Genomic DNA, 22573 nt, shown 5'->3' on the forward strand with positions numbered 1-22573 from the left:
CAAATGTGGGAGCTGGCTTGCCTGCGATGGCGGTGTGTCAGCTAGCAGAAACAGTGCCTGGACCACCGCTATCGCGGGCAAGCCGGCTTCCACAGGGGGGCTCTGCCGGGCATAGAACTTTGGCCACACCACAATGCAAATGTGGGAGCTGGCTTGCCTGCGATGGCGGTGTATCAGCTAGCAGAAATGGTGCCTGAACTACCGCTATCGCGGGCAAGCCCGCTCCCACAGGGAGGGGCTCTGCCGGGCATAGAGTTTTGGCCATACCACACTGCGAATGTGGGAGCTGGCTTGCTTCCACCGGGGATAGTGGGCAGGTCTAGAAGTCGTACTTGACGCTGGTCATCAGGTTGCGCGGCGCACCATACATCCCATGGTTACCGGCATAGCTGAAATACTCACGGTCAAACAGGTTGTTGAGGTTGACCGACGTACTCAACTGCGGCGTCACGTCGTAGCGCAGCAGCAGGTTGGTGATGGCGTAGCTGCCCTGGCTGAATGTGTGCAGGTCTTCGCCAACCTTGCTCTGCCAGTTCACCCCGCCGCCAACCGTCACTTTGTTCAAGGCCCCCGGCAGACGGTAAGTGGTGAAGGTTTTCAGGCTCTGGCGCGGCAAGGTGGTGACGATGCGTTTGTCGTCGGCATCGGTACTGACCGCATAGGCGTAGCCCGCAGAGGCTTGCCAGCCTTCAGCCAACTCACCGTTGAGTTCCAGCTCGACGCCCTCGGTAGTGGTGCCCTTCTCGTTGCGATAAGTATTGCCGCCCGGGGTGTCGATCCAGATCGCCAGGTTGTCCTGTTCCAGCTTGAACAGCGCCAGGCTGGTGTTGAGTTTTTCGTCGAAGAAACTGCCCTTCAAGCCCAACTCGTAGCCCTTGCCTTCCATGGGCTCCAGGGCCTTGTTGTTGATATCGCGCACCCAACTGGCCTGGGGATTGAAGATCTTGGTGTAGCTGGCATAGGCCGACCAGTTGCCGGTCAGGTCATAGACCACGCCGGCATAGGGAATGTACACGCCGGTTTCCGACTCATCGGTGCGGGTGGCGACGCCGCCGTAGGGGCTGTCTGCGGTTTCGCGCTTCCAGTCGATGACACGGCTGCCGAGGATCACGCTCAGGTCGTCGGTCATGCGCAGGCGGGTACTCAGGTAAGCGGCGTATTGGCTTTCATCCACCGAGGATTTGCCGGTCAGCGGGAAGTCCGGCTTGGCCGAGTGCCCGTCCCAGTTGAACAGGTTGTCGATGGCGCCTGCCGGGGAGCCGGAATACGCGTAGTTCCAGCCGCCATGGCTGGGCACGTTTTCCTTGTATTTGGACAGAGTCACGCCGGCGATCAACTCGTGCTCGCGGCCCAGCAGGTCGAACGGCCCGGTGGCGTACAGGTCGAGGTTGTCCTGGCGCGGCGTACCGGAGAAGCGCACCGGCAACTGCGTGGTGCCGCTGCCATCGCTGTTGAGGCTGCCGTTGACGTAGTTGAACACCTCATCGAACTTGTTTTGCGAATGGGTGAACTCGGCCTTGGCGCTCCAGCCGCTGTCGAACTTCTGCTCGATGGAGGTAAAGAAGCTGGTCTGCTCATGGTCGTTATAGGACCAGGCCGGCGCAGTATTCAGGGAGCGACTGAGGTTGCTGCGCGAACCGTCGGTAAAGCGCGTAGGCAAACCGGAGCGCGCCGGGGCATCGACGTCGGTACGCAGGTAGCTGAAGCCCAGGGTCAGCAAGGTGTCGTCGGTCAGGTCGAATTCAGTGATGCCATACAGCAATTGGGTCTGCTGCTTGTAGCGGTCGACCCAGGCATGTTCGGTCTTGTAGTCGGCCACCACGCGTCCGCGCACGTTGCCGGTTTCGGTCAGCGGGCCGGACACGTCGAGGCCACTGCCGTAGCGGTCCCAGTTGCCCGCTTCAGCAGTGACACTGGCCCGCGCCTCGGCCGTCGGGCGCTTGCGGATCAGGTTGATGGTGGCCGAGGGGTTGCCCATGCCGCTGATCAAACCGGTGGCGCCGCGCACCACCTCCACCCGGTCGTACATCGCCATGCTCTGGGTGTAGTTGTCCATGCGCGCAACGGTAGGCACACCGTCGATTTCGAAGTTCTGGATCTGGAAACCACGGGAGAAATAGCTATCGCTTTCCGCCCCCAGGCCATCACGCAACACGATGATGCCGGGGGTGGCATCCAGGGTATCCGACAGGTTGGTCAGGCGCTGGTCATCCAGGCGCTGGCGGGTCATGACGGTCAGCGATTGCGGGGTTTCCCTCGGGGTCAGGTTCAGGCGGGTGGAGCTGCTGGACGACTGCGTGGTGTAGGAACCGGTGCCTTCGGTGGTCGACCCCGGCGCCTTGCCGGAGATCGACACGGTACCCAGTTGCAATGCGCCGTCGGTAGGCCGGGGCTCCAGGGAATAGTTACCGCCACTGCCGCGCACGGCTTGCAACGAGCTGTTACTGAGCAGGATCGCCAGACCGCTGTCGAGATCATGCCGCCCTTGCAGGCCCGGGCTGGTCTGCCCTTGCGTGAGCGCGGCCGGGTAGGACAGCAGGATCTGCGCGGCCTGGCCAAACTGGTTCAACGCGCCGGCCAGTGAGCCAGGGGCAATATCGAACTCCTGCTGTGGCGCGGCCATGGCCCAGGCCGGCGCCAGCAGCAGCGGCGCAGCCACGCCGAAGCTGGCGATGCCACGGACGACGGCCACGGCCAGTGATTTTTTCAGTGTTGCACGGATGGTGCGTTGCGGGTGCATGCCCTGTTCCCCAGATAAGTGAGTGTCTGGGGATATAAGTCTCGTGAGATTCGGAAACGGACCACCTGCATGCGAAATAAATTCATACCTGCGCCCGCCGCGGTTTCAACGTCACCCATAAGCGCGTGAAATGCTGCACATCCAGCTTGAGGGTCTGTTGCAGCGCCACCAGAATGCGGTCGGTGTCGGCCAGTGGATAGGTGCCGGACACCCGCAGTTCGCGCACGCTCGGGTCACAGTCCAGATGCCCGCGCCGGTAGCGGCTCAGTTCCTTGAGGAAATCTTCCAGACGCAGGCCCTCAGCGACGATCATGCCGCGGCTCCAGGCCAGTTCGCCGGAGCGCTGGGGGCGCCGCGCCAGCAGGGTCTGCGGGTCAAAGCTGATGATTTCGCCGGGTTGCAGGCTCAGGTTGCGCGCTGGAATCTGCGCCGCCAGCGGCTGCTGGTCAGCCCCCAACTGGGTAAAACCCTCACGCTGGCGCACGCTGAAGCGACCGCCTGTGACATGGATCAGGCCTTCGGCGGTTTTCACCCACAGCGGGCGGGCGTCCAACGGGTTGGGCAGCACCAGGATCTCCCCGCGCAACAGGTGGATCTGGCGCTGCTCGGGGCGGTAATTCACATCGACGGCGGTGTCGGTATTGAGCTGGATTTCGCTGTTGTCCGCCAGTTCGATGCGCCATTGCTCACCGACCGAGGTGCTGAAATCGCTGGTCCAGGGTTGCAGCAGGCCGGCGTCCCGGGCGGTCCACGCCACACTGCCGGCCGCCAGCAACAGGGCCAGGTTTTTAATCACCCGACGCCGGGATATCGCCGGCGACAGGGTGGCGCTGACCAGCGCCTGGTGTGCCGGGTCGCGCACCTCGTGCATACGCTGGAAAAATCGCTGGGAATGCTGCCAGGCCTGCTCGTTGAGCGGATCCAATTGGCGCCACGCCAGCCACTGGGCGCGGGTCTGTTCGGTGACATCCGGCGCCTGCAACTCCAATTGCCAGTACATGGCCTGCTCGGCGGCTTCCAGGGTCAGGGGCAACGGATTCATGGGCGCTGGCTGTCGAGCACAATGCACTGGGCGCCGGCCTTGACGATGTAGCGCTTGACCGTGGTGATGCTGGTGCCCAGGCGCTCGGCAATCTCGCCGTGGCTCAAGCCGTCGAGTTGCGACCAGAGGAAGGCCTGGCGCACCGGTAATGCCAGGCGGCTGAGCACTTCGTCGAGGGCCATCAGGGTTTCCAGGAGCAGCCACTGCGTTTCGGCGCTGGGCGCCACGTCTTCCGGTAACAGCGCCAGGGCTTGCAGGTAGGCCTTTTCCAGCTTTTGCCGACGAAAGTGATTGGACAACACGCTTTGTGCGACTTTCGCCAGAAAGCTGCGGGGCGCCTGGACTTCAAGGGGTTGGTTCTTGGCCAGCAGACGCAGGAACGTGTCCTGGGCCAGGTCGGCGGCGCTCTGCGAACAGTTCAGGCGACGCCACAGCCAGTGCTGCAGCCAGCGATGTTGCTGCTGATACAGCGTGGCCAGGTCAGTAGGGCTTGTCGCAGGGGTCGGGGGCATGGAGGGCGCGCGCAGAAGTTAAGCCGTAAATGATAACGGTTATCATATGCTTCATGGCGCAATGCCTGCAAGTGGCATACGACTGGTAGGGTTCGCTGGCCCCTCCCCTATAGGAGGCGCCAGCGAGGAGCATCAATCTTCCAGCGGTTGCGGCGCGTGCTTGCCAGGCTTGGCTTTGGCGCCAGGCTTGCTCGGTGCCGGGGCGGCGGGTTCAGGCTCGGCGGGGGCGGCGGCTTCTTTTTCTGCCATGGGCATCTTGTCGACAGCCGCAAAGAACTCTGCAAGGTCAAGGGTATCGGGTGGCACGGTCTTTTCGACTTTCTTCTCACCGTCCTTGCCCACCAGGATTACTTTGGTGCCGGCACTGGCCCCCAGCTTCAAGGCGCGGATCAACGCATTGGTGTCCTGGGCGCCGAGGTCCTTGCCGTCACGCTGGCCGACGGTGCCGATGCTCGTGTAGTTCACGGTGTAGAGCACCATGTTGCGCTCGGTGAACTTCTGTTTGTTCTCAGGCTGTTCAAGATCTTTCTTGAGCTGGACCTGAGTCGGGTCTATGGAGCTGGGTGCAATCACGATCAGCGGGCGGAATTTGCCTTGATCCTGTTCCAGCGGGCCTCGGTTATCCGCAGCCAACAACGGCCCCGTAAACGCCATCAAGGTAGCCAGGGTCAGCGACCGGACGAGCATGCGTACCTCCTTCCAATTCCATGCAGAGTTTTTGAGTTTCATGTCTGCGACAGTCAATTTCAAGGATGATTCCTACGCGACTATCAGAAAGAGTAGGCCAGGACGCCCGTGACGCAAGGGCTCGAGGTGCTTCGAGGCTCATTGTTTCTTCTGATTGCCAAGGCTCACTCCTCAGGCCAATCCGGCCAGTGCCAGGCGAACACCGGGGCCACCTGCGGGTCGGCGTCCACCTGCGCCAGGGCCTGGGCGCATGCAGGGTGGGAGTGTCGCAGGACGTCGCGTCCCCCCTCCCAGCGGGACACCGCCGCCGCCATGATGCCCAGGGCATTGGGCAGCCCCTGCGGGGTAAAGAGTTGCCCGGCAAATTGCTCGGCAAATACCTGCCAGGTCCGGTGCAGTTTCTGCTGGGTGCCCGCGATCAGTTGCGCCTGCACCGTCTCGTCGGCGTCGGCGAGAAAGCGTTGCGGGTAGTCGATGATGGTGATCGCCGAGTAGCAGTTGGCGGCGATATACACCAGGCCGCGAATGATCTGCGCACGGTGACCGGACAGCAAGTCGCTGGCCGGATACGCCAGGCCCAGGTGGATCAGGATCGCCGCGCTTTCCGTCAACACGCTGCCGTCGGGCAGTTGCAGGGTGGGGATCTGCCGCAGCGGGTTGATCTGCCCAAGGGCCTCAATCCCCGCCCCATCACCCCAGGGGCTGGCATCGACCTGCTGCCACGGCACGCCGCAGCGTTGCAGGGCGATTTCGACGATGCATGAACCAGAACTCTGCGTGCCGTAGAGCGTGTACATGGGCATTGCTCCTGGAGACTCAGCGTCCAGAGTGAAACGTTTTCCCGGGGTTAAAACAAGCCCATCTGACCACCGACCAGGGTGCTGAAATCATCATCGACAAACGGCAGGATCGCATCGGCCACCGGCTGCAATTGCCGGGTGACGTAGTGGTCGTAGTCAATTGGCGCCTGGCGCACTTCCAGGGGCTCGGGGCCGTTGACGGTGATCACGTAGCGAATCCAGCCACCGTTCTGATACTGGCGTGGGCGGCCCTGGCGGTCGTTGTATTCATCCGCCAGGCGCGCGGCCCGCACATGGGGCGGCACGTTGCGCTCGTAGTCGCCCAGTTGCCGGCGCAGGCGTTTGCGGTAGATCAGCAGCTCATCGAACTCGCCACTGAGGGTGCGGCGCACGTAGTCACGCACATAATCCTGGTGGGGCTGGCGGTGGAAGATGCGCTGGTACAACTCCTGCTGGAATTGGCGGGCCAGGGGCGACCAGTCGCTACGCACAGTCTCCAGGCCTTTGTAGATCATCTCTTCACTGCCATCGGCACGGCTCACCAAGCCGGCATACCGTTTCTTGCTACCCTCCTCCGCCCCGCGAATGGTCGGCATCAGGAAGCGGCTGAAGTGGGTTTCGTATTGCAGTTCGAGGGCGCTTTGCAGGCCGAATTCGTTGTGCAGGCGTTCGCGCCACCATTGGTTGACGTGTTGCACCAGGTCCTGGCCGATGCGCGTGGCATCCTCCTGGGAATGGGCACTGCCGAGCCAGACAAACGTGGAGTCGGTATCGCCATAGATCACCTCATAACCCTGGGCTTCGACCAGTTCGCGGGTCTGGCGCATGATCTGATGACCGCGCAGGGTGATCGACGACGCCAGCCGCGTGTCGAAAAACCGACAGCCGCTGGAACCGAGCACGCCGTAGAAGGCATTCATGATGATCTTCAGGGCCTGGGACAACGGTGCGTTGTGCTCGCGCTTGGCCACCTCGCGGCCTTCGGAGACCCGCGCCACAATCGACGGCAGGCAATGCCGGGTGCGGGAAAAGCGCGCACCGCGAAAGCCTTCCACCGACTCGTTGTCGTCGGGGTGGCGCAGGCCTTCGATGAGGCCCACGGGGTCGATCAGGAAGCTGCGGATGATCGACGGATACAGACTTTTGTAGTCCAGCACCAGCACCGACTCGTACAGCCCCGGCCGCGAGTCCATGACAAAACCGCCGGGGCTGGCCTGGGGCGGCTTGTCCCCCAGGTTGGGCGCGACAAAGCCCTGGCGATGCATCAGCGGCATGTACAAGTGGGTGAACGCCGCCACCGAACCACCGTTGCGATCCGCCGGCAGGCCGGTGACGCTGGCCCGCTCCAGAAGAAACTTGAGCAGCTCGGTCTTTGCGAAAATCCGCGTCACCAGCTCGCAGTCCTTGAGGTTATAGCGCGCCAGGGCGGGCTTGTCCTCGGCGAACATGCGGTTGATCTCGTCCATGCGCTGGTAGGGCGTGGAGATCGACTTGCCTTCCCCCAGCAGGGTCTGGGCGACGTTTTCCAGGCTGAATGACTCAAAGGTCCAGGTCGCCGAGCGCAGGGCCTCGATACCATCAATGATCAGCCGGCCGGCAGCGGCGGCGAAGTAATGGTTGCGGCTTCCGTGCTCGCGCCAGGCCATGGCCTCGCCGCCACGGCCGAGCAGCAATGGCACGTTAAGGCGTTGGGCATGCTCGTGGAGGACCCGCAGGTCGAACTGCACCAGGTTCCAGCCGATGATCGCGTCAGGGTCGTGTTGCCCCAGCCACTGGTTGAGGCGCTCCAGCAGTTGGGCACGGCTGTCGCAGTATTCGAGCTTGAAATCCACCGCGCAGGTTTTGTTCGGCGGGCCGAGCATGTACACCTGGCGCTCGCCACAACCTTCCAGGGCGATGGAGTACAGCTCGCCGCGCGCGGTGGTTTCGATATCCAGCGACACCAGCTTCAATGCCGGGCGGTAGTCGGGCGCGGGCTTCATCTGCGCCTCCAGCAACATCCCGCCCTCGCCGGGCGTGCCGTCAAATGCCACCGGCGCGGTGATGAAGCGCTCCATCATATAGCGCTCGGGCGGGCGCACATCGCCTTCGTAGACATCCACGCCGGCCTGGCGCAGGCGTTTTTCCAGGTCCATCGCCTGGCGATGCTGACGGGTATAAAGGCCCAGGACCGGGCGGTGGTGGAAATCACACAGTTGCAGCGGGCGCAGTTCCACGTCGCGCTCGCCCTTGAGCACCCGTTGCGCGTGCTCGCGGTGGGCCAGCGGAATAAACATCACCGAAGGCTGTACCGGTAGACGGATATACCGCGGCCCCTGGTCGGTCGCCAGCCAGAAGCTGACCTCCGTGCCCGCCGGGGTGTCGCGCCAATGCCGGGTCAGGACAAAACCCTGCTGTAAATCCACCTTGCCGCACCTCAGGAATCGCTTTAAGGGCGCGATTCTACTCGGCATCCGCCATCAGGCCTTAATAGAAATTTCTGGCCTTCAGAAAAGTCATACATCACAAATCAGTTTGTGAAATATCATTTGGCATTTATTATCATTTGCACTGGAGTCGTATTCGCGCAGCGAGGAAGCGCAACGTTGTTGCCCCCTCTTTCCTCACACTGACGCTTCGCCGTCCGGATCGACCATGCCGACTTGTACTCGCCCGACCCTGCTCGCCCTGTGCTGCTCCCTGAGCTTCACGGCCCATAGCGCCCCTCAACCCGCCCCGCAGAATGCGAACGACAGTCAGGCTGGCCAGGCCCTGGAGCTGGGTGCGACCAGCATCAGCGCCGAGAGCATCATGCCCGGCGCCCTGCCCCCGGTGTACGCCGGCGGCCAGGTCGCACGCGGTGGGCAGTTGGGGGTGCTGGGCAACCAGGACATCATGGATGTGCCGTTCAGCATGGCCTCCTACACCGAACAACTGATCCGCGACCAACAGGCCGAGACAGTGGGCGATGTACTGCTCAACGATTCGTCCGTGCGCCAGGCTTCGGGTTATGCCAACCAGTCGCAATTGTTCGTGATTCGTGGCTTGCCACTGAATGGCGATGATATTTCCTACAACGGCCTCTACGGCATCCTACCCCGGCAGATCATGTCCACCGACGCCCTGGAGCGGGTGGAAGTGTTCAAGGGCCCGAACGCCTTTATCAACGGGGTAACACCCTCCGGCTCCGGCATCGGCGGCGGCGTGAACCTGCAACCCAAGCGCGCCGACGATGTACCTCTACGCCGCTTCAGCACTGATATCAGCAGTGAAGGCCGGATTGGCCAGCACCTGGATATCGGTCAGCGCTTTGGCGAGGACAATCGTTTTGGTGCGCGGGTGAACCTCTCGCAACGTGAGGGCGATACCGCCACCGATAATGAAAACCAGCGCTCCAAGCTGTTTGCCGCAGGCCTGGATTACCGGGGCGATGCATTACGCCTGTCGGGGGATTTCGCGTATCAGAAACAGCGCGTCAATGGCGGGCGCAACTCGGTGTTCCTCGGATCCTTGGTGACCCACGTACCCGACGCCCCGTCGGCCGACACCAACTACGCGCCGCGCTGGAGTGCGACCATTATTGAAGACACCCTGGGCATGCTGCGCGCCGAGTACGATCTGAACGACAACTGGACCGCCTACGCGGCGGGCGGTGCCAAGCACACACGGGAGATGGGCCAGTACTCCTCGGTGACCATCAACGACAACCTGGGCAATGCCCAGAGCAGCGCCTCGACCATCGCCCACGAAGAAGACAACAGCAGCGCCATGGCCGGCTTGAAGGGCAATTTCCAGACCGGGCCGGTGAGCCACCGCCTGAATTTCGGCCTGGCCGGGATCTGGACCGAGGCGCGCAACGCCTATGTGTTCGACAGCGCCAAGACCAGCACCAATATCTACAACCCGGTAACCGGCGCCGAACCGCGCCTGAACAACCCGCGCAACACCCCTGGCACCGACTTCAGCGACCCGACCATCACCGCCAAGACCTTCATGCGCAGCGCGGCGGTGTCCGACACCGTGGGTTTTATCGATGATCGCTTGTTGGTCACCCTGGGCCTACGCCATCAGCAAATGGTGGTGCAGGGCTACAACTATATGAGCGGCAGCCGCACGGCCAACTACGATCAGTCGATCACCACACCGGTGTACGGCATTGTGTTCAAGCCTTGGGAGCATGTGTCGCTGTATGCCAATCGGATTGAAGGTTTGGCCAAGGGCCCGACCGCGCCGGAGAAATTAGGTATTCGCACGGTGACCAACGGTGGCCTGGTGTATGCCCCAGCACGCTCCAAGCAGATCGAGGCCGGGGTCAAGGTTGACATGGGCACCTACGGCGCGACCCTGGGCGTGTATCGCATCGAGCAGCCCGGCGCCGGCTACACCCAGATCATCGATGCCACCACCGCACGCTTCGTGCGTGAGGGCGAGCAAATCAACAAAGGCGTGGAGCTCAACGTATTCGGTGAACCGCTGGCCGGCCTGCGTTTGCTCGGCGGTGTGACGGTGATGAAAACCGAGCTCAAGGGCACCCAGAACGGCGCCAATGACGGCAACCGCGCGATTGGCGTGCCGTCGTTCCAGCTCAATGCCGGGGTGGATTGGGATGTGCCGGGCCTGCAAGGCGTAACCCTCAACGGGCGCCTGCTGCGTACCGGCGGGCAGTACGTGGATGCCGCCAACAAGCTCAGCTTGCCGGCCTGGAACCGCTTTGATCTGGGCGCACGCTACAACTTCAAAGTGGACCAGCGCGACGTCACCCTGGGACTGACCGTGGACAATGTGGCCAATACCAAATACTGGCAATCGGCAATGGGCGGCTACCTGACCCAGGGCGATCCACGGGTGGCCAAGCTGTCGGCGAGCATCGAGTTCTAACCGGCACTTTACTCAAGGCAGCAAAGGTCAAAGGTGGGAGCTGTCGAGCCCGGCGAGGCTGCGATGGCGGTGGGTCAGTCACCATCAATGCTGGCAGTGCCGCCGCCATCGCAGCCTCGCCGGGGCTCGACAGCTCCCACAAGGGATCGGCGGTGCCTCCAAAGTTGAGTCAACAGCATATGTCCAATGTGTGAGGGGCAGATGATTGGACAGTCCCGCCCCAACTGCGTAGTTTTCACAGACCGCGCACAAGGACTCTGGCATGGCCCCCGATCTCACTTCCATCGAGCTGTTCCTCAAGACGGTCAAGCTCGGCAGCCTGTCCCGGGCGGCCGAGCATTCGCACCTCTCGCTGTCTGCGGCCAGCCGGCGCCTGTCGTTGCTGGAGCAACACTTCAAGGTCGCCCTGTTGCACCGCTCCTCCACCGGCGTCTCGCCCACGGCGGCCGGCGAGGTGTTGGCCGAGCATGGGTTGACGATTTTGCGCGCAGTGGATGTGATGCACGCTGACCTCGCCGACTACGCCAAGGGCGCCACCGGCCGCGTGTGCCTGTATGCCAACAGTTCGGCGATGAGCCAGCAACTGCCCAGCCAATTGACCCAGTGGAACGCCCAACATCCCGGTATCCGCCTGGATATCCGCGAGGAGCGCAGCCGTGAAATCCTGCAGGCGGTGCGCGATGGCGTGGCCGATGTGGGCATCGTCACCACCCAACCGGGCGGCGAGGACTTGCGCTTTGCCCCTTACTGCCAGGACCGCCTGTGCCTGCTGGTGCCCGATGATCATCCGTTCAAGATGCGCCATGCGCGCTTTGTCGATTTGCTGGGCTATGACTTCGTCGGCCTGGAGGACAACGCCGCCATCACCGCGCTGATCACCGAAGCCGCCGCCGCGATTGGCATGCCGTTGCGCCTGCGGATCCAGGTGCGCAGTTTTGAAGCCGTGTGCCGGCTGATTGCCGCCGGGCAAGGGGTTGGCGTGCTGCCCCAGGGCGCGGTGCAGATCTTTCGCAAGGAAATGGCCTTGCGCTTTATCGAAATCGACGACCCGTGGGCCGACCGCCAGATGTACCTGTGCATGCGCCAGGAACAGCCTTCTCCTACAAGCCTGGCGTTATTCGACTACCTCGCTGCCCGCCACTGCGCCTAACCGCGAGCCTTCGAATTTTGCGAAGGCCACTTCCATAATCAGCAATTCCCCCACCGTGGCACCTGTGCCAAGAATGTCCCCGCCTCACTGACAACAACAAGAACAGGAGACACGGCGTGTCCAATTCCACGACCAGTACCCCCCATCGGATTGCCGTGATTCCCGGCGACGGTATCGGCCGCGAGGTAGTGCCCGAAGGCCTGCGCGTACTGCAGGCGGTCAGTCGGCGCTTCGGCATTGCCTTTGAGTTCGATCACTTTGCCTGGTGCAGCGAACACTACCTGGCCCACGGCACCATGATGCCGGATGATTGGGCCGAGCAGATCGGTAGCCATGACGCGATCTTCTTCGGCGCCGTGGGCGCCCCGGACATCATCGCCGACCATACGGCGGTGTGGGAGTCGCTGCTGAAGATCCGCCGGCAGTTCGACCAGTACGTCAACATTCGCCCGGTGCGCCTGATGCCCGGCGTGCCCTGCCCGCTCGCCGGCCGTGTGCCGGGGGATATCGACTTTATCGTGGTGCGCGAAAACACCGAGGGCGAATACTCCAGCGTCGGCGGGCGGATGTGGGAAGGCACGCCGCGTGAGATCGCGGTACAGGAGTCGATCTTCTCCCGCGAAGGCGTGGACCGGGTGGTGGACTATGCCTTCAAGCTGGCCCAGCAGCGACCGCGCAAGCACCTGGTGGCCGCCACCAAATCCAACGGTATCTCCATCACCATGCCGTTCTGGGACGAGCGGGTGAACCTGATCGCCCAGCGCTACCCAGACGTCAAGACCGCCAAATTCCACATCGACATCCTCTGCGCACACTTTGTGCAGCACCCGGACTGGTTTGATGTGGTGGTGGCCTCCAACCTGTTTGGCGACATCCTCTCCGACCTCGGCCCGGCCTGCACCGGCACCATCGGTATTGCGCCGTCGGCCAACCTCAACCCCGAGCGGCGCTACCCGTCGCTGTTCGAGCCGGTACACGGTTCGGCACCGGACATTGCCGGGCTGGGCGTGGCCAACCCCATCGGACAGATCTGGTCGGCCGCATTGATGATCGAGCATCTGGGCAATGGCGACCCGCTTTACCAAGAGGCCGCAGCAGCCATTGTCTCAGCCATCGAGACGGTGCTTGCGCAAGGCCCGCGCACCCGGGAAATGGGCGGCAGCGCCAGTACGATTGAAGTGGGCGTGGCCATCGCCGAATGCATCGCCGGGAACAGGAGCTGAACATGATCAACGCACATTACATCGCCAACCAATGGCAAGCCTCGACATCCCTGGAAGACATCCCGGTGATCGACCCCAGCAGTGGCGAAACCTACTCCAGCATCGCCCGTGGCACCGCTGCCGATATCGACGCCGCCGTCAGCGCCGCGCGCCTGGCCGTGGGTGAGACCTTCGACGGACCATGGGGCTCGTTGTCAGCCCTGGAGCGTAGCCGCCTGCTGGCCAGGCTGGGCGCAGCGGTGTTAGCGCATCACGAAGAGCTGGCGCAGATCGAAGCGCGGGACACTGGCAAGGCGCTGAAAGTGGCACGGGCCGATGCCACCGCCCTCGCCCGTTACTTCGAGTATTACGCTGGCGCGGCCGACAAGTTGCACGGTGAGACCCTGCCCTATCAAAACGGCTACACGGTGCTGACGGTGCGCGAGCCCCATGGGGTCACCGGGCATATCATCCCGTGGAACTACCCGATGCAGATCTTCGGGCGCAGCGTCGGTGCGTCCCTGGCGGCAGGCAATGCCTGTGTGGTCAAGCCGGCGGAGGATGCCAGCCTGTCGTTGCTGCGCCTGGCGCAGATTGCCGCCGAGGTGGGCTTCCCGGCCGGCGCGATCAATGTGGTGACTGGCTACGGCTACGAGGCCGGCGCGGCGTTGTGCAGCCATCCGGGGATTGATCACATTTCGTTTACCGGTTCCACCATGACCGGCACGGCGGTCTCCAAGGCCGCTGCTGAGCGGCACTGCCCGGTGACCCTGGAGCTGGGCGGGAAATCGCCGCAACTGGTATTCGCCGATGCCGACCTGGACGAAGCCTTGCCGGTGCTGGTCAACGCCATTGTGCAGAACTGCGGGCAGACCTGTTCGGCGGGCAGCCGGTTGTTGGTGGAACGCAGCATCTATGAGGCCCTGGTGGAGCAACTCAGCCAGCGCTTTCGCGAACTGCGCACCGGGCCTTCGGCGCTGGACCTGGATATGGGCCCGCTGATCAACCAGAAGCAGCAACGCCAGGTACGTGAGTTCGTGCGCGAGGCCGAACAGGCCGGGATCACCGTAGCCGCCCGCGGCCAGGTGGTGGCCGAAGCCGGCAGTGGCGGTTACTTCCAGGAAGCAGTGCTGTTTCGCGATGTGCCGCCCGACAGCCGCCTGGCCCGAGAGGAGGTCTTCGGCCCGGTGTTAGCCGTGATGCCCTTTGACGATGAAGCCGAGGCCATCCGCCTGGCCAACGGCACCGAATTCGGCCTGGTCGCCGGCGTATGGACCCGCGACGGCGCCCGGCAGATGCGCCTGGCTCACAAGCTGCGCTGCGGCCAGGTATTTATCAATAACTACGGGGCCGGCGGCGGGGTTGAACTGCCCTTCGGCGGCGTCAAGGCCAGCGGTTATGGCCGGGAAAAAGGCTTCGAGGCCCTGCTGGGCTTTACCACCTTGAAGACCATTGCGATCAAACACGGCTAAGCCATTACAACAACAAGAAAGGAGCACACTCCATGCGTCTAGCAAACAAAGTTGCCATCGTCACCGGCGCCGGCTCCGGGTTTGGTGAAGGCATCGCCAAGACCTTTGCCCAACAGGGTGCGCGGGTTATCGTCGCCGACATGAACGCCACCGGCGGCCAGCGGGTGGTCAATGAGATCGCCGCCAGCGGCGGCCATGCCCATTTCGTCGAGGTCAATGTGGCCAACGACGAAAGCGTGGGCGCGCTGCTGCGCGCCACCCTGGAGCAATTCGGCGGGCTGGATATCGTCATCAACAACGCCGGCACCACCCACCGCAACCGGCCGATGCTGGAAGTGGACGAGGCCGAGTTCGACCGGGTGTTCGCGGTCAACGTCAAAAGCATCTTCCTCAGCGCCAGACATTTTGTGCCGCATTTTCGCGGCCAGGGCGGCGGCGTGTTCGTCAATATTGCCTCGACCGCAGCGATCCGCCCGCGCCCGGGACTGGTCTGGTATAACGGCAGCAAGGGTGCGGTGGTGGTCATGAGCAAAACCATGGCGGCGGAGCTGGGGCCGGACAATATCCGCGTCAATTGCGTGAACCCGGTGGTCGGCGCAACCGCGTTGCTCAGTGAGTTCATGGGCGTGCCGGACACCCCGGAAAACCGCCAGAAGTTCATGGCGACCATCCCCCTGGGACGTTTTTCCACCCCGCAAGACGTGGCCAATGCCTGCCTGTACCTGGCCTCGGACGAAGCGGCCTTTATCACCGGCACCTGCCTTGAAGTCGACGGTGGGCGCTGCGTGTAACTCAACGACCAAAGGGATCGGAGTCGATATGTGTGACTTACATAACAAGAACGAACCGAACACCAGGCAATTACTCGAAGGCCTGCCCAAGAACTGGGGCAAATGGGGACCGGACGATGAAGTCGGCGCCCTCAACTACCTGACCGAAGCCGAAGTACTGCGCGGTGTCGCTTCGGTGCGCCAGGGCAAGACCTTCACCCTGCAAGTGCAGATCGGCCATCCGGGCGGTGACCCGATGTGGCCGGCGCGCAACCCGTCGATGCGCTTCAATACCCTGGATCACAGCCACTATCACTTCGGCAAGCAACCCGAAATGACCGGCGGCGCGGCGTATTGCGACGATGTGATCTTCATGCAGTTGCAAGGCTCGACCCAGTACGACGCCCTCGGGCATGCCTGGTACGACAATCAACTGTGGAACGGCTACGACGCCATGAGCACCGTCGGCGGCATGGCCAAGGCCAGTGTGCTGGCGATTGCCGAGCGCGGCGTGGTCGGGCGTGCGGTGTTGATCGACATGGCCCGCCATCGCGGCAAGAAATACCTGGGCCGTGGCGAAACCTTCAACCACCTGGACTTGCTGGCCGCCGCCAAGGCCCAGGGGGTGACCATCGAAAAACGCGACATCCTGATCATCCGTACCGGCTCCATGGGCGCGTTCTACGAGTATGGCAAGACCGAGTTCTTCAAGGACCTGGTGGAGCCTGGCCTGACCTACAGCCGGGAACTGGTGGAGTGGTTCCACGCCATGGAAATCCCCAACCTGGTGACCGACACCATCGCCAATGAGGTGATCACCGATCCGGTGTCGGGGGTGCAGATTCCATTGCATTGCGCGCTGATGCGCAACCTCGGCATCGCCTTTACCGAGATCGTGCTGCTGGAGGATCTGGCCGCCGATTGTGCCGACGACGGCCAGTGGAAGTTCCTCTACACCGCCGCGCCGTTGAAGATTGTCGGTGGCAGCGGCGCGCCGGTGAATCCGGTGGTGATCAAGTAGCTCACCAATCGTAGGACACGGCCAGGGACGCGGTGCGCTCCTGGCCGTAATAGCAGCCAAAGGAGTAGTTGCAGGACGAGACGTACTCGCGGTCAAACAGGTTCTGCACGTTGAGGCTGGCTTCGGCGCCCTTGAATGTGGGGCTGACGCGGCTCAGGTCGTAGCTGACGGTGGCGTCAAAGACCACGAACGACGGGGTCTTGAAGGTGTTGGCCGAGTCGCCGTACTTCTTCCCGGTATACCGCGCACCACCGCCTACGGTCAGGCCGGCCAGGGCATCGCTGGCAAAGTGGTAGTCGGCCCAGGCACTGGCGCTCCACGGCGCCTGCGCCTCGCTGCGGTTGCCCTCGTCGCCGTAGTTGCTCTTGGTATAGATCGCGTCCAGGTACGACAGCGCACTGATCAACTCCACCTGGCCAAACCGGGCCTTGCCTTCAAATTCCACGCCCCGCGAGCGCACTTCGCCTTCCTGCAACTGGTATTCGCGATAGATCAGATCGCCGGTCAGGACGTTTTTCTGTTTGATCTGGAACACCGACAAGGTCAGCAGCGACTGGTCGTTGGGCTGGTATTTGAGGCCTGCCTCATACTGCTCGCCCTCCACCGGTTTATAGGCGCCGCCGCCACGCGCCGGGGCCAGCCGGCCGACGCTGGGCAGAAACGACTCGGCATAACTGACGTAGGGCGCCAGGCCGAAGTCGGTGAGGTAAGTCAGGCCGACGCGACGCGTGAGCTGCTTGTCTTTCTGCGACACCGTGCTGTGGTCCAGCAGGTCGCGATTGATCACTTCGGCCCAGTCTTCACGCAGGCCCATGGTGAGGATGAAACGGTCGAACTTGATCTGGTCCTGGGCATAGAGGCCGGTCTGCTTGACCGTGTTGTTCCACTTGGTGGTCAGTTGCGGCTGGCCAAAGGTGTGGTAGTTGGACGGCTGGTAGAGGTCGATGATTTCTGCGCCGTAAAGGTTGTAGCCCTGATATTTACGGGTGAACTCGCGATGATCGAAGCCCACCAGCAAGATGTGTTCCAGGGCACCGGTGGCGAACTTGGCCTGCAGGTTGTTATCGAGGGTGTAGGCGCTGTTGTGTTGGCGCCAGTCGAGCTTGGTGCGGCTGGCGCGGGTGTCGTCGGTGCTGCCATCGGGCAGTTCGACGAAGCGGTTCAGGTAAAAACCTTTGTAGCGGTCGTTGACGTCGGTAAATCGCGCGGTCTGGCGGTATTCCAGGTTGTCGTTGAAGGCATGGGAGAAGTCATAGCCCAGCACATACTGATCGCGAATATAGTTGTTCCAGTCGGAGTCGCCGAGGAAGGTATCGCGGTCGATATGCTGGCCTTTGGAGTTGCGGTACAGGGTGCCGATGGCCGGCAACGCCTGGTAGTCGGCCAGGGATTTGTCACGTTGGATCTGCGCATAGATCGTCAGGGCAGTGTCATCCGTGGGCGCCCAGGTCAGGCTGGGGGCCAGCAAGGTGCGGCTGTCGGTGGCATGGTCGACCATCTCGTTACCGTCGCGGACCAGGCCGATCAGACGGTAGCTCAAGGTTTTTGCCTCATCGAGGGGGCCGCTGAAATCGAGGGCGCCATTGACCCGGTCGTAACTGCCCACGCCAAACTTGACCTGATGCCTGGCTTCAGTGGTGGGCCGCTTGGACACCAGATTGATCATGCCGCCCGGCTGGTTCTGCCCAAACAGCACTGAGGCCGGGCCCTTGAGCACTTCAATGCGTTCCAGGGTGTAGGGATCGATCTGTGGCGCACCACCGAGGCTGCCGGCGTAAGGCAGATAAGCGCCATCGAGATACAACAAGGTGGGCGCAAAGCCACGGCTGGTCAGCTCGTCGGCGATGGTGTTGCGGTCGGTGTAGCCGTTGGTGTCGACGCCTGGGGTGTAGCGCAGGGACTGGGTCAGGTTGCGTGCGCCCTGGACCTTGACCTGGTCGGCGGTGACCACGTTGACGGTCTGCGGGATCTCCAGGATCGGTGTATCGGTCTTGGTGGCCGTGGCGCTGCGAGTGGCCACATAGCCATCCACCTGGCCCCAGGCATCTTCCGCGACCAGGCCGGTGACGGTGGTGGCGCCAAGGTTCAAGGCGCCGCCTTCGGGCAGCAGGTACAGGCTCCAGGTGCCATTGTCGGTGACGGTCAGGCCCAGGCCGCTGCCGTTCAGCAAGTGTTGCGCAGCCTGTTCGGGGCTGTATTGGCCCTGCAACGCCGGCGCGCGGCGGCCTCGCAGCAAGGCCGGGCTGACCGACAGCGTGCGTCCGCTTTCCCGCGACAGCCGGCTCAGGCTATCGCCGAGGGCTGCAGCGGGCAGATTGAAATATTGCTGGGTGCTGGCGGCCGTATCGGCCAGGGCGGCCACGGGGTGGCCGACTACAGCCAGGGTTACGGCCAGGGTCAACAGGCAGGGACGGATCATCGAGGGTGCCATAGGGTGAGGATGCTCATTGTCAGGTTGGCGTTCCCTAACCTTGACTCGCGAGATCGGCGACCCCCTCACGCTGAGTGAAAATAATTCCCATTGGCTGCTCAGCGCACGTCAATCAGGGTCAACCAGGGGCCGTAGTGACTGATGCGCAGAGGGAAGGTCTGGGCCAGCGACTCCAGGGTTTGCTCCGGATCATCCAGTGGGTACACGCCATAGACGCGTACTTTTGCGGCTTGCTCACTGACCCGCAGCACGCCCCGGCGATACGGCCGCAGGGCGTCGATCAGCAGGCCTAGGGGCTCATCACGGATATCCACGCGACCGTCGCGCCAGTCCGTGCGGCTGCGTACCGAGAGCGGTACCGGGCGCACATCGACATCGCTGAACCACGCGGCCTCCCCCGCCTCTACACGGCGCTGGCTGCCGCCGAGCGTGGTGACCTGGACGCTGTGCAATTGCACCGAGGTCAGGCTGCCGGTGGCCTCCTGGCGCACCATGAATTGCGTGCCCAGGGCCTGGACTTCGCCCTGGGCGGTGGCGATCACAAACGGCCGGCGCGGGTCGGCGGCGACGTCCACGAACACTTGGCCCTCACGCAGGCGCACCAGGCGACGGCTGTCACTGAAGTGGATGTCCACCGAACTGCGGGCATTGAGACTCAGGCGGCTGCCATCGGCCAAAGCGAAAGTCTTGCGCTCACTGGTGGCGGTGTGGCGGTCGGCCCACAGGCCACTGAGCGGCTGGGCGCGATCAAAGATCGCCGCACCGCTGACACCGAACAACACCAGGGCCAGGCCACCGCGCAACACCTTGCGCCGCGATTCGGAATCCGGCGTCGCCAGGGCGTGGGTAACGGCGCGCAATTGGCCGGGACTGCGGGCTTCGACGCGCTGCAAATCAGCAATCGGCTGCTGCAGCAAACTGCCCACACGCTGCCAGGCAACGGTGTGCTGGGGGTTGGCCCGCAGCCAGGTTTCGAAGGCTTGGCGCAGCACAGGGTCGTCATCCCCAGCCTCAAGGCGTAGCAGCCAATCCACGGCGGCGCGAGTGGTGGCGTCCACCTTGGGGTAACTCATGTCAGGTCCGCCGACTCGGCCAGGCAATGCAGGAAAGCCCGGCGCAGATCGCGCTCTACCGTGGCCAGCGACACGCTCAACTGCTGGGCGATGACGGGCTGCGACAAGCCTTCGAGGCGATTGAGCATAAAGATTTGCCGGACACGCGGCGGTAGGCCGTTGAGCAGGCGGTCGATGCTTTCCAACGCTTCGCGCACCAGGGCCAGGTCTTCTTCCGAAGGGGTATAGGCGTGCGGCAACTGCGCCAGGCTGTCGAGGTAGGTCTGCTCCAACCGCTTGCGCCGCCAGAAGCTGAACAACAAGCGGCGCGCCACGGTACTGAGAAACGCGCGGGGCTCATCGAGTTGATGGAGCTGGCGCGCGTCCAGAATGCGGATAAACGTGTCCTGGGTCAGGTCCGCCGCATCTTGCGGGCACTTGAGCTGACGATACAACCAGGCGCGCAACCAGCGATGGTTGTCGTCATAAAGCGTTGCCAGAAGGACCTTGGGATCGGTAGGAGTAGACACGCGGGCAGCCAAGCACGTTAATGATAATTCATCTCATTATCTGCGCAGACTGCGGCTAAATGCAATTGCTTATCTACCCAGCGAAACCTCGCCCAAGACAGCTTGACGATACTGGCGTTAGACACGAGGGTCGCCCGATGTCTTGGCCGGCGTGGCGTACTGCGGTTTCAGGTGGCCTTGTTGATCGAGCAACCAGGCATCCATGATCTGGCGCACCACCGGGCCTGCCACGCGGCCGCCCGCCTCGCCGTTTTCAATCATCACTGAAATCACGATCCTGGGGTGCTCGGCCGGGGCGAAACCGACGAACAATGCGTTGTCGCGGTTGCGCTCGCGGGTCTTCAGGCGGTTGTAGCGCTCGCCCTGCTTGATTGCCACCACCTGCGCGGTACCACTCTTGCCCGCGATCCGGTACTGCGCACCGGCGGCCGACGCCCGGGCAATCCCGCGCGGGTCGTGCATCACCATTTGCATGCCGTGGTTGACCTGATCCCAGTCGCGCGGGTTCTTGAGGACGATATTGGGCATGGGGTTTTCGTCCGCTGGCGGCACGCCGTCGATGGTTTTAGCCAAGTGCGGGCGATTCCACACGCCCTTGTTGGCGATCAGCGCCGTGGCCTGGGCCAGTTGCAACGGAGTGACCTGCATGTAGCCTTGGCCGATGCCGAGAATCACGGTTTCACCCGGGAACCAGGGCTGGCGACGGGTTGCACGCTTCCAGGCCTGGGACGGCATCAGGCCGGCGGATTCTTCGAACATATCCAGGGAGACTTTCTGCCCGAGACCGAATTCGGCCATGTAGTCGTGCAGGCGATCGATCCCCAGCTTGTGGGCCAGGTCGTAGAAGTAGGTGTCGTTGGAACGCATGATGGCGGCGTCCATATCTACCCAGCCATCACCACTGTGGTTCCAGTTGCGGTATTTGTGATCAAAGTCCGGCAGTTGGTAGTAGCCGGGGTCGAAGACCCGGGTCTGGGCGGTGACCACGCCGCTGTCGAGACCGGCGATAGCCACTTCCGGCTTGATCGTCGAGCCCGGCGCATACAAACCGCGCAGCACCCGGTTGAACAAGGGGCGGTCGAGGGAATCATGCAACGCGGCATACTCCTTGAAACTGATGCCGGTGACGAACGAGTTGGGATCGAAGCTGGGTTTGCTGACCATCGCCAGGACTTCGCCGGTTTGCGGGTCGAGGGCCACGACTGAACCGCGACGATCACCCAGGGCTTCTTCGGCGGCTTCCTGGAGCTTGATATCCAGGCTCAGGACGATGTTTTTGCCGGGGACCGGGTCGGTATGCTTGAGCACCCGCAGGACTCGGCCCTGGGCATTGGTCTCGACCTCTTCATAACCCACATGGCCGTGCAACTGCGACTCATAGAAGCGCTCGATGCCGGTTTTACCAATCGACTGCGTGCCACGGTACTCGACCGAATCCAGCTCCTTGGACTCTTTCTCGTTGATGCGCCCCACGTAACCAATGGAATGCGCAAAGTGTGCACCCAGTGGGTAGTGCCGCACGAATTGCGGCTCGACCTCCACGCCGGGCAGGCGGAATTCGTTGACGGCCAGTATGGCGATCTGCTCTTCAGTCAGCTCATAGAACAACGTCACGGGCACGAACGGGTGGCGCGCTTGCTTCAGGGCCTTGTCGAAGACGGCGCGGTCTTCGGCTGGCAGGTGCAGCAGAGCGATAATCGAGTCCAGCTCCCCTTTCAGGTCGGTAGCCCGTTCGCGGGTGATGGTCAGGTTGTAACTGGGACGGTTATCGGCCAGGACCACACCGTTACGGTCATAGATCAAGCCGCGAGTCGGAGTGATGGGCAGAACATGGACACGGTTGTTTTCGGAGATGGTGGAGTGATAGTCGAACTCCACCACTTGCAGGAAATACATGCGGGCGACCAGGGCGCAGGTGATGCCAAGCACCAGTATTGCGCAGGCCAGCAGGCGCTTGTTGACCAGACGGTGCTCTTTTTCGTGGTCTTTGATCGGTATGGCTTCGGGCATTTCTACAGCATCTCGTTGAATAAGGGCGATGCCGCATCCTGCGGTAGAAAAGTCGGTCCCTGGGAAAAGCTGCTGCACCATACCAAATATGACGAAACACTTTGTATTGAATTGACCGAAGGGTAATTGAGGTGGGTAGCGGCAGAGTTGCGGGTTAGTTTTTACGCGCGCCTTTTCGACCGCCCAAAACAAAACCCCAACTGCTTTCGCAATTGGGGTTTCGGAATTTAATCTTGACGATGACCTACTCTCACATGGGGAAACCCCACACTACCATCGGCGATGCATCGTTTCACT

The 22573-nt window shown here is 62.6% G+C and carries 16 protein-coding genes; 6 read left to right on the forward strand and 10 right to left on the reverse strand.

Translation table 11 applies throughout. The features are described from left to right. Positions 1–319 precede the first annotated feature (319 nt). From HBR93_RS24325 to HBR93_RS24350, 6 genes are all read right to left on the reverse strand, one after another. Positions 320–2740 (reverse strand): TonB-dependent siderophore receptor, encoded by a 2421-nt coding sequence (locus HBR93_RS24325; protein WP_169961254.1) that lies wholly within the window; start codon positions 2738–2740, stop codon positions 320–322. An 82-nt stretch (positions 2741–2822) separates the two neighbouring features. Continuing rightward, positions 2823–3782 (reverse strand): FecR family protein, encoded by a 960-nt coding sequence (locus HBR93_RS24330; protein WP_169961255.1) that lies wholly within the window; start codon positions 3780–3782, stop codon positions 2823–2825. Further along, positions 3779–4294 (reverse strand): sigma-70 family RNA polymerase sigma factor, encoded by a 516-nt coding sequence (locus tag HBR93_RS24335; RefSeq protein ID WP_115127900.1) that lies wholly within the window; start codon positions 4292–4294, stop codon positions 3779–3781. The genes HBR93_RS24330 and HBR93_RS24335 overlap by 4 nt, the downstream gene beginning before the upstream one ends. Before the next feature lie 132 nt (positions 4295–4426). Then, positions 4427–4981, reverse strand: a complete 555-nt coding sequence (locus HBR93_RS24340) for a DUF4174 domain-containing protein (protein WP_169961256.1) — start codon at positions 4979–4981, stop codon at positions 4427–4429. A 164-nt stretch (positions 4982–5145) separates the two neighbouring features. After that, positions 5146–5778 (reverse strand): glutathione S-transferase, encoded by a 633-nt coding sequence (locus HBR93_RS24345; RefSeq protein ID WP_169961257.1) that lies wholly within the window; start codon positions 5776–5778, stop codon positions 5146–5148. 50 nt (positions 5779–5828) lie between these two features. Then, entirely contained in the window at positions 5829–8186 is a 2358-nt protein-coding gene (locus HBR93_RS24350; RefSeq protein WP_169961258.1) for a DNA polymerase II, read from the reverse strand. Positions 8187–8415: 229 nt separating this feature from the next. Here HBR93_RS24350 and HBR93_RS24355 point away from each other — a divergent pair, with 229 nt between their 5' ends. The 6 genes from HBR93_RS24355 (at position 8416) to HBR93_RS24380 (ending at position 16253) form a co-directional block, all read left to right on the forward strand. Beyond that, positions 8416–10638 (forward strand): TonB-dependent receptor, encoded by a 2223-nt coding sequence (locus HBR93_RS24355; protein WP_169961259.1) that lies wholly within the window; start codon positions 8416–8418, stop codon positions 10636–10638. 262 nt (positions 10639–10900) lie between these two features. Next, positions 10901–11788: a LysR family transcriptional regulator gene (locus HBR93_RS24360; RefSeq protein WP_057439128.1), complete on the forward strand. Its 888-nt coding sequence runs from the start codon at positions 10901–10903 to the stop codon at positions 11786–11788. A 116-nt stretch (positions 11789–11904) separates the two neighbouring features. Beyond that, positions 11905–13011, forward strand: coding sequence for a tartrate dehydrogenase (locus tag HBR93_RS24365; RefSeq protein WP_120732453.1), 1107 nt, complete (start codon positions 11905–11907; stop codon positions 13009–13011). 2 nt (positions 13012–13013) lie between these two features. After that, positions 13014–14462, forward strand: coding sequence for an aldehyde dehydrogenase family protein (locus HBR93_RS24370; RefSeq protein WP_169961260.1), 1449 nt, complete (start codon positions 13014–13016; stop codon positions 14460–14462). 32 nt (positions 14463–14494) lie between these two features. Further along, positions 14495–15253 carry an SDR family oxidoreductase gene (locus HBR93_RS24375; protein WP_120732449.1) on the forward strand — a complete coding sequence of 253 codons (759 nt, stop codon included), beginning with the start codon at positions 14495–14497 and terminating at the stop codon, positions 15251–15253. 28 nt (positions 15254–15281) lie between these two features. Continuing rightward, positions 15282–16253 (forward strand): cyclase family protein, encoded by a 972-nt coding sequence (locus HBR93_RS24380; RefSeq protein WP_057439132.1) that lies wholly within the window; start codon positions 15282–15284, stop codon positions 16251–16253. Position 16254: 1 nt separating this feature from the next. Here the strand turns inward: HBR93_RS24380 and HBR93_RS24385 are convergent, their stop codons facing one another. The 4 genes from HBR93_RS24385 to mrdA form a co-directional block, all read right to left on the reverse strand. Further along, a complete protein-coding gene (locus HBR93_RS24385) occupies positions 16255–18684 on the reverse strand; it encodes a TonB-dependent siderophore receptor (RefSeq protein WP_169961261.1) in 2430 nt (809 codons plus the stop codon). Between the two features lie 98 nt (positions 18685–18782). Continuing rightward, the gene (locus tag HBR93_RS24390; protein ID WP_169961262.1) at positions 18783–19757 is read right to left on the reverse strand and encodes a FecR family protein; all 975 of its coding nucleotides are present in this window, start codon (positions 19755–19757) and stop codon (positions 18783–18785) included. Beyond that, positions 19754–20266 carry a sigma-70 family RNA polymerase sigma factor gene (locus HBR93_RS24395; RefSeq protein WP_057439140.1) on the reverse strand — a complete coding sequence of 171 codons (513 nt, stop codon included), beginning with the start codon at positions 20264–20266 and terminating at the stop codon, positions 19754–19756. The genes HBR93_RS24390 and HBR93_RS24395 overlap by 4 nt, the downstream gene beginning before the upstream one ends. A gap of 117 nt (positions 20267–20383) precedes the next feature. Further along, positions 20384–22276 (reverse strand): penicillin-binding protein 2, encoded by a 1893-nt coding sequence (gene mrdA / locus HBR93_RS24400; protein ID WP_128593927.1) that lies wholly within the window; start codon positions 22274–22276, stop codon positions 20384–20386. Between the last annotated feature and the right edge of the window lie 297 nt (positions 22277–22573).

Source organism: Pseudomonas sp. WS 5411 (assembly GCF_012985595.1).
Lineage (GTDB): Bacteria > Pseudomonadota > Gammaproteobacteria > Pseudomonadales > Pseudomonadaceae > Aquipseudomonas > Aquipseudomonas shahriarae.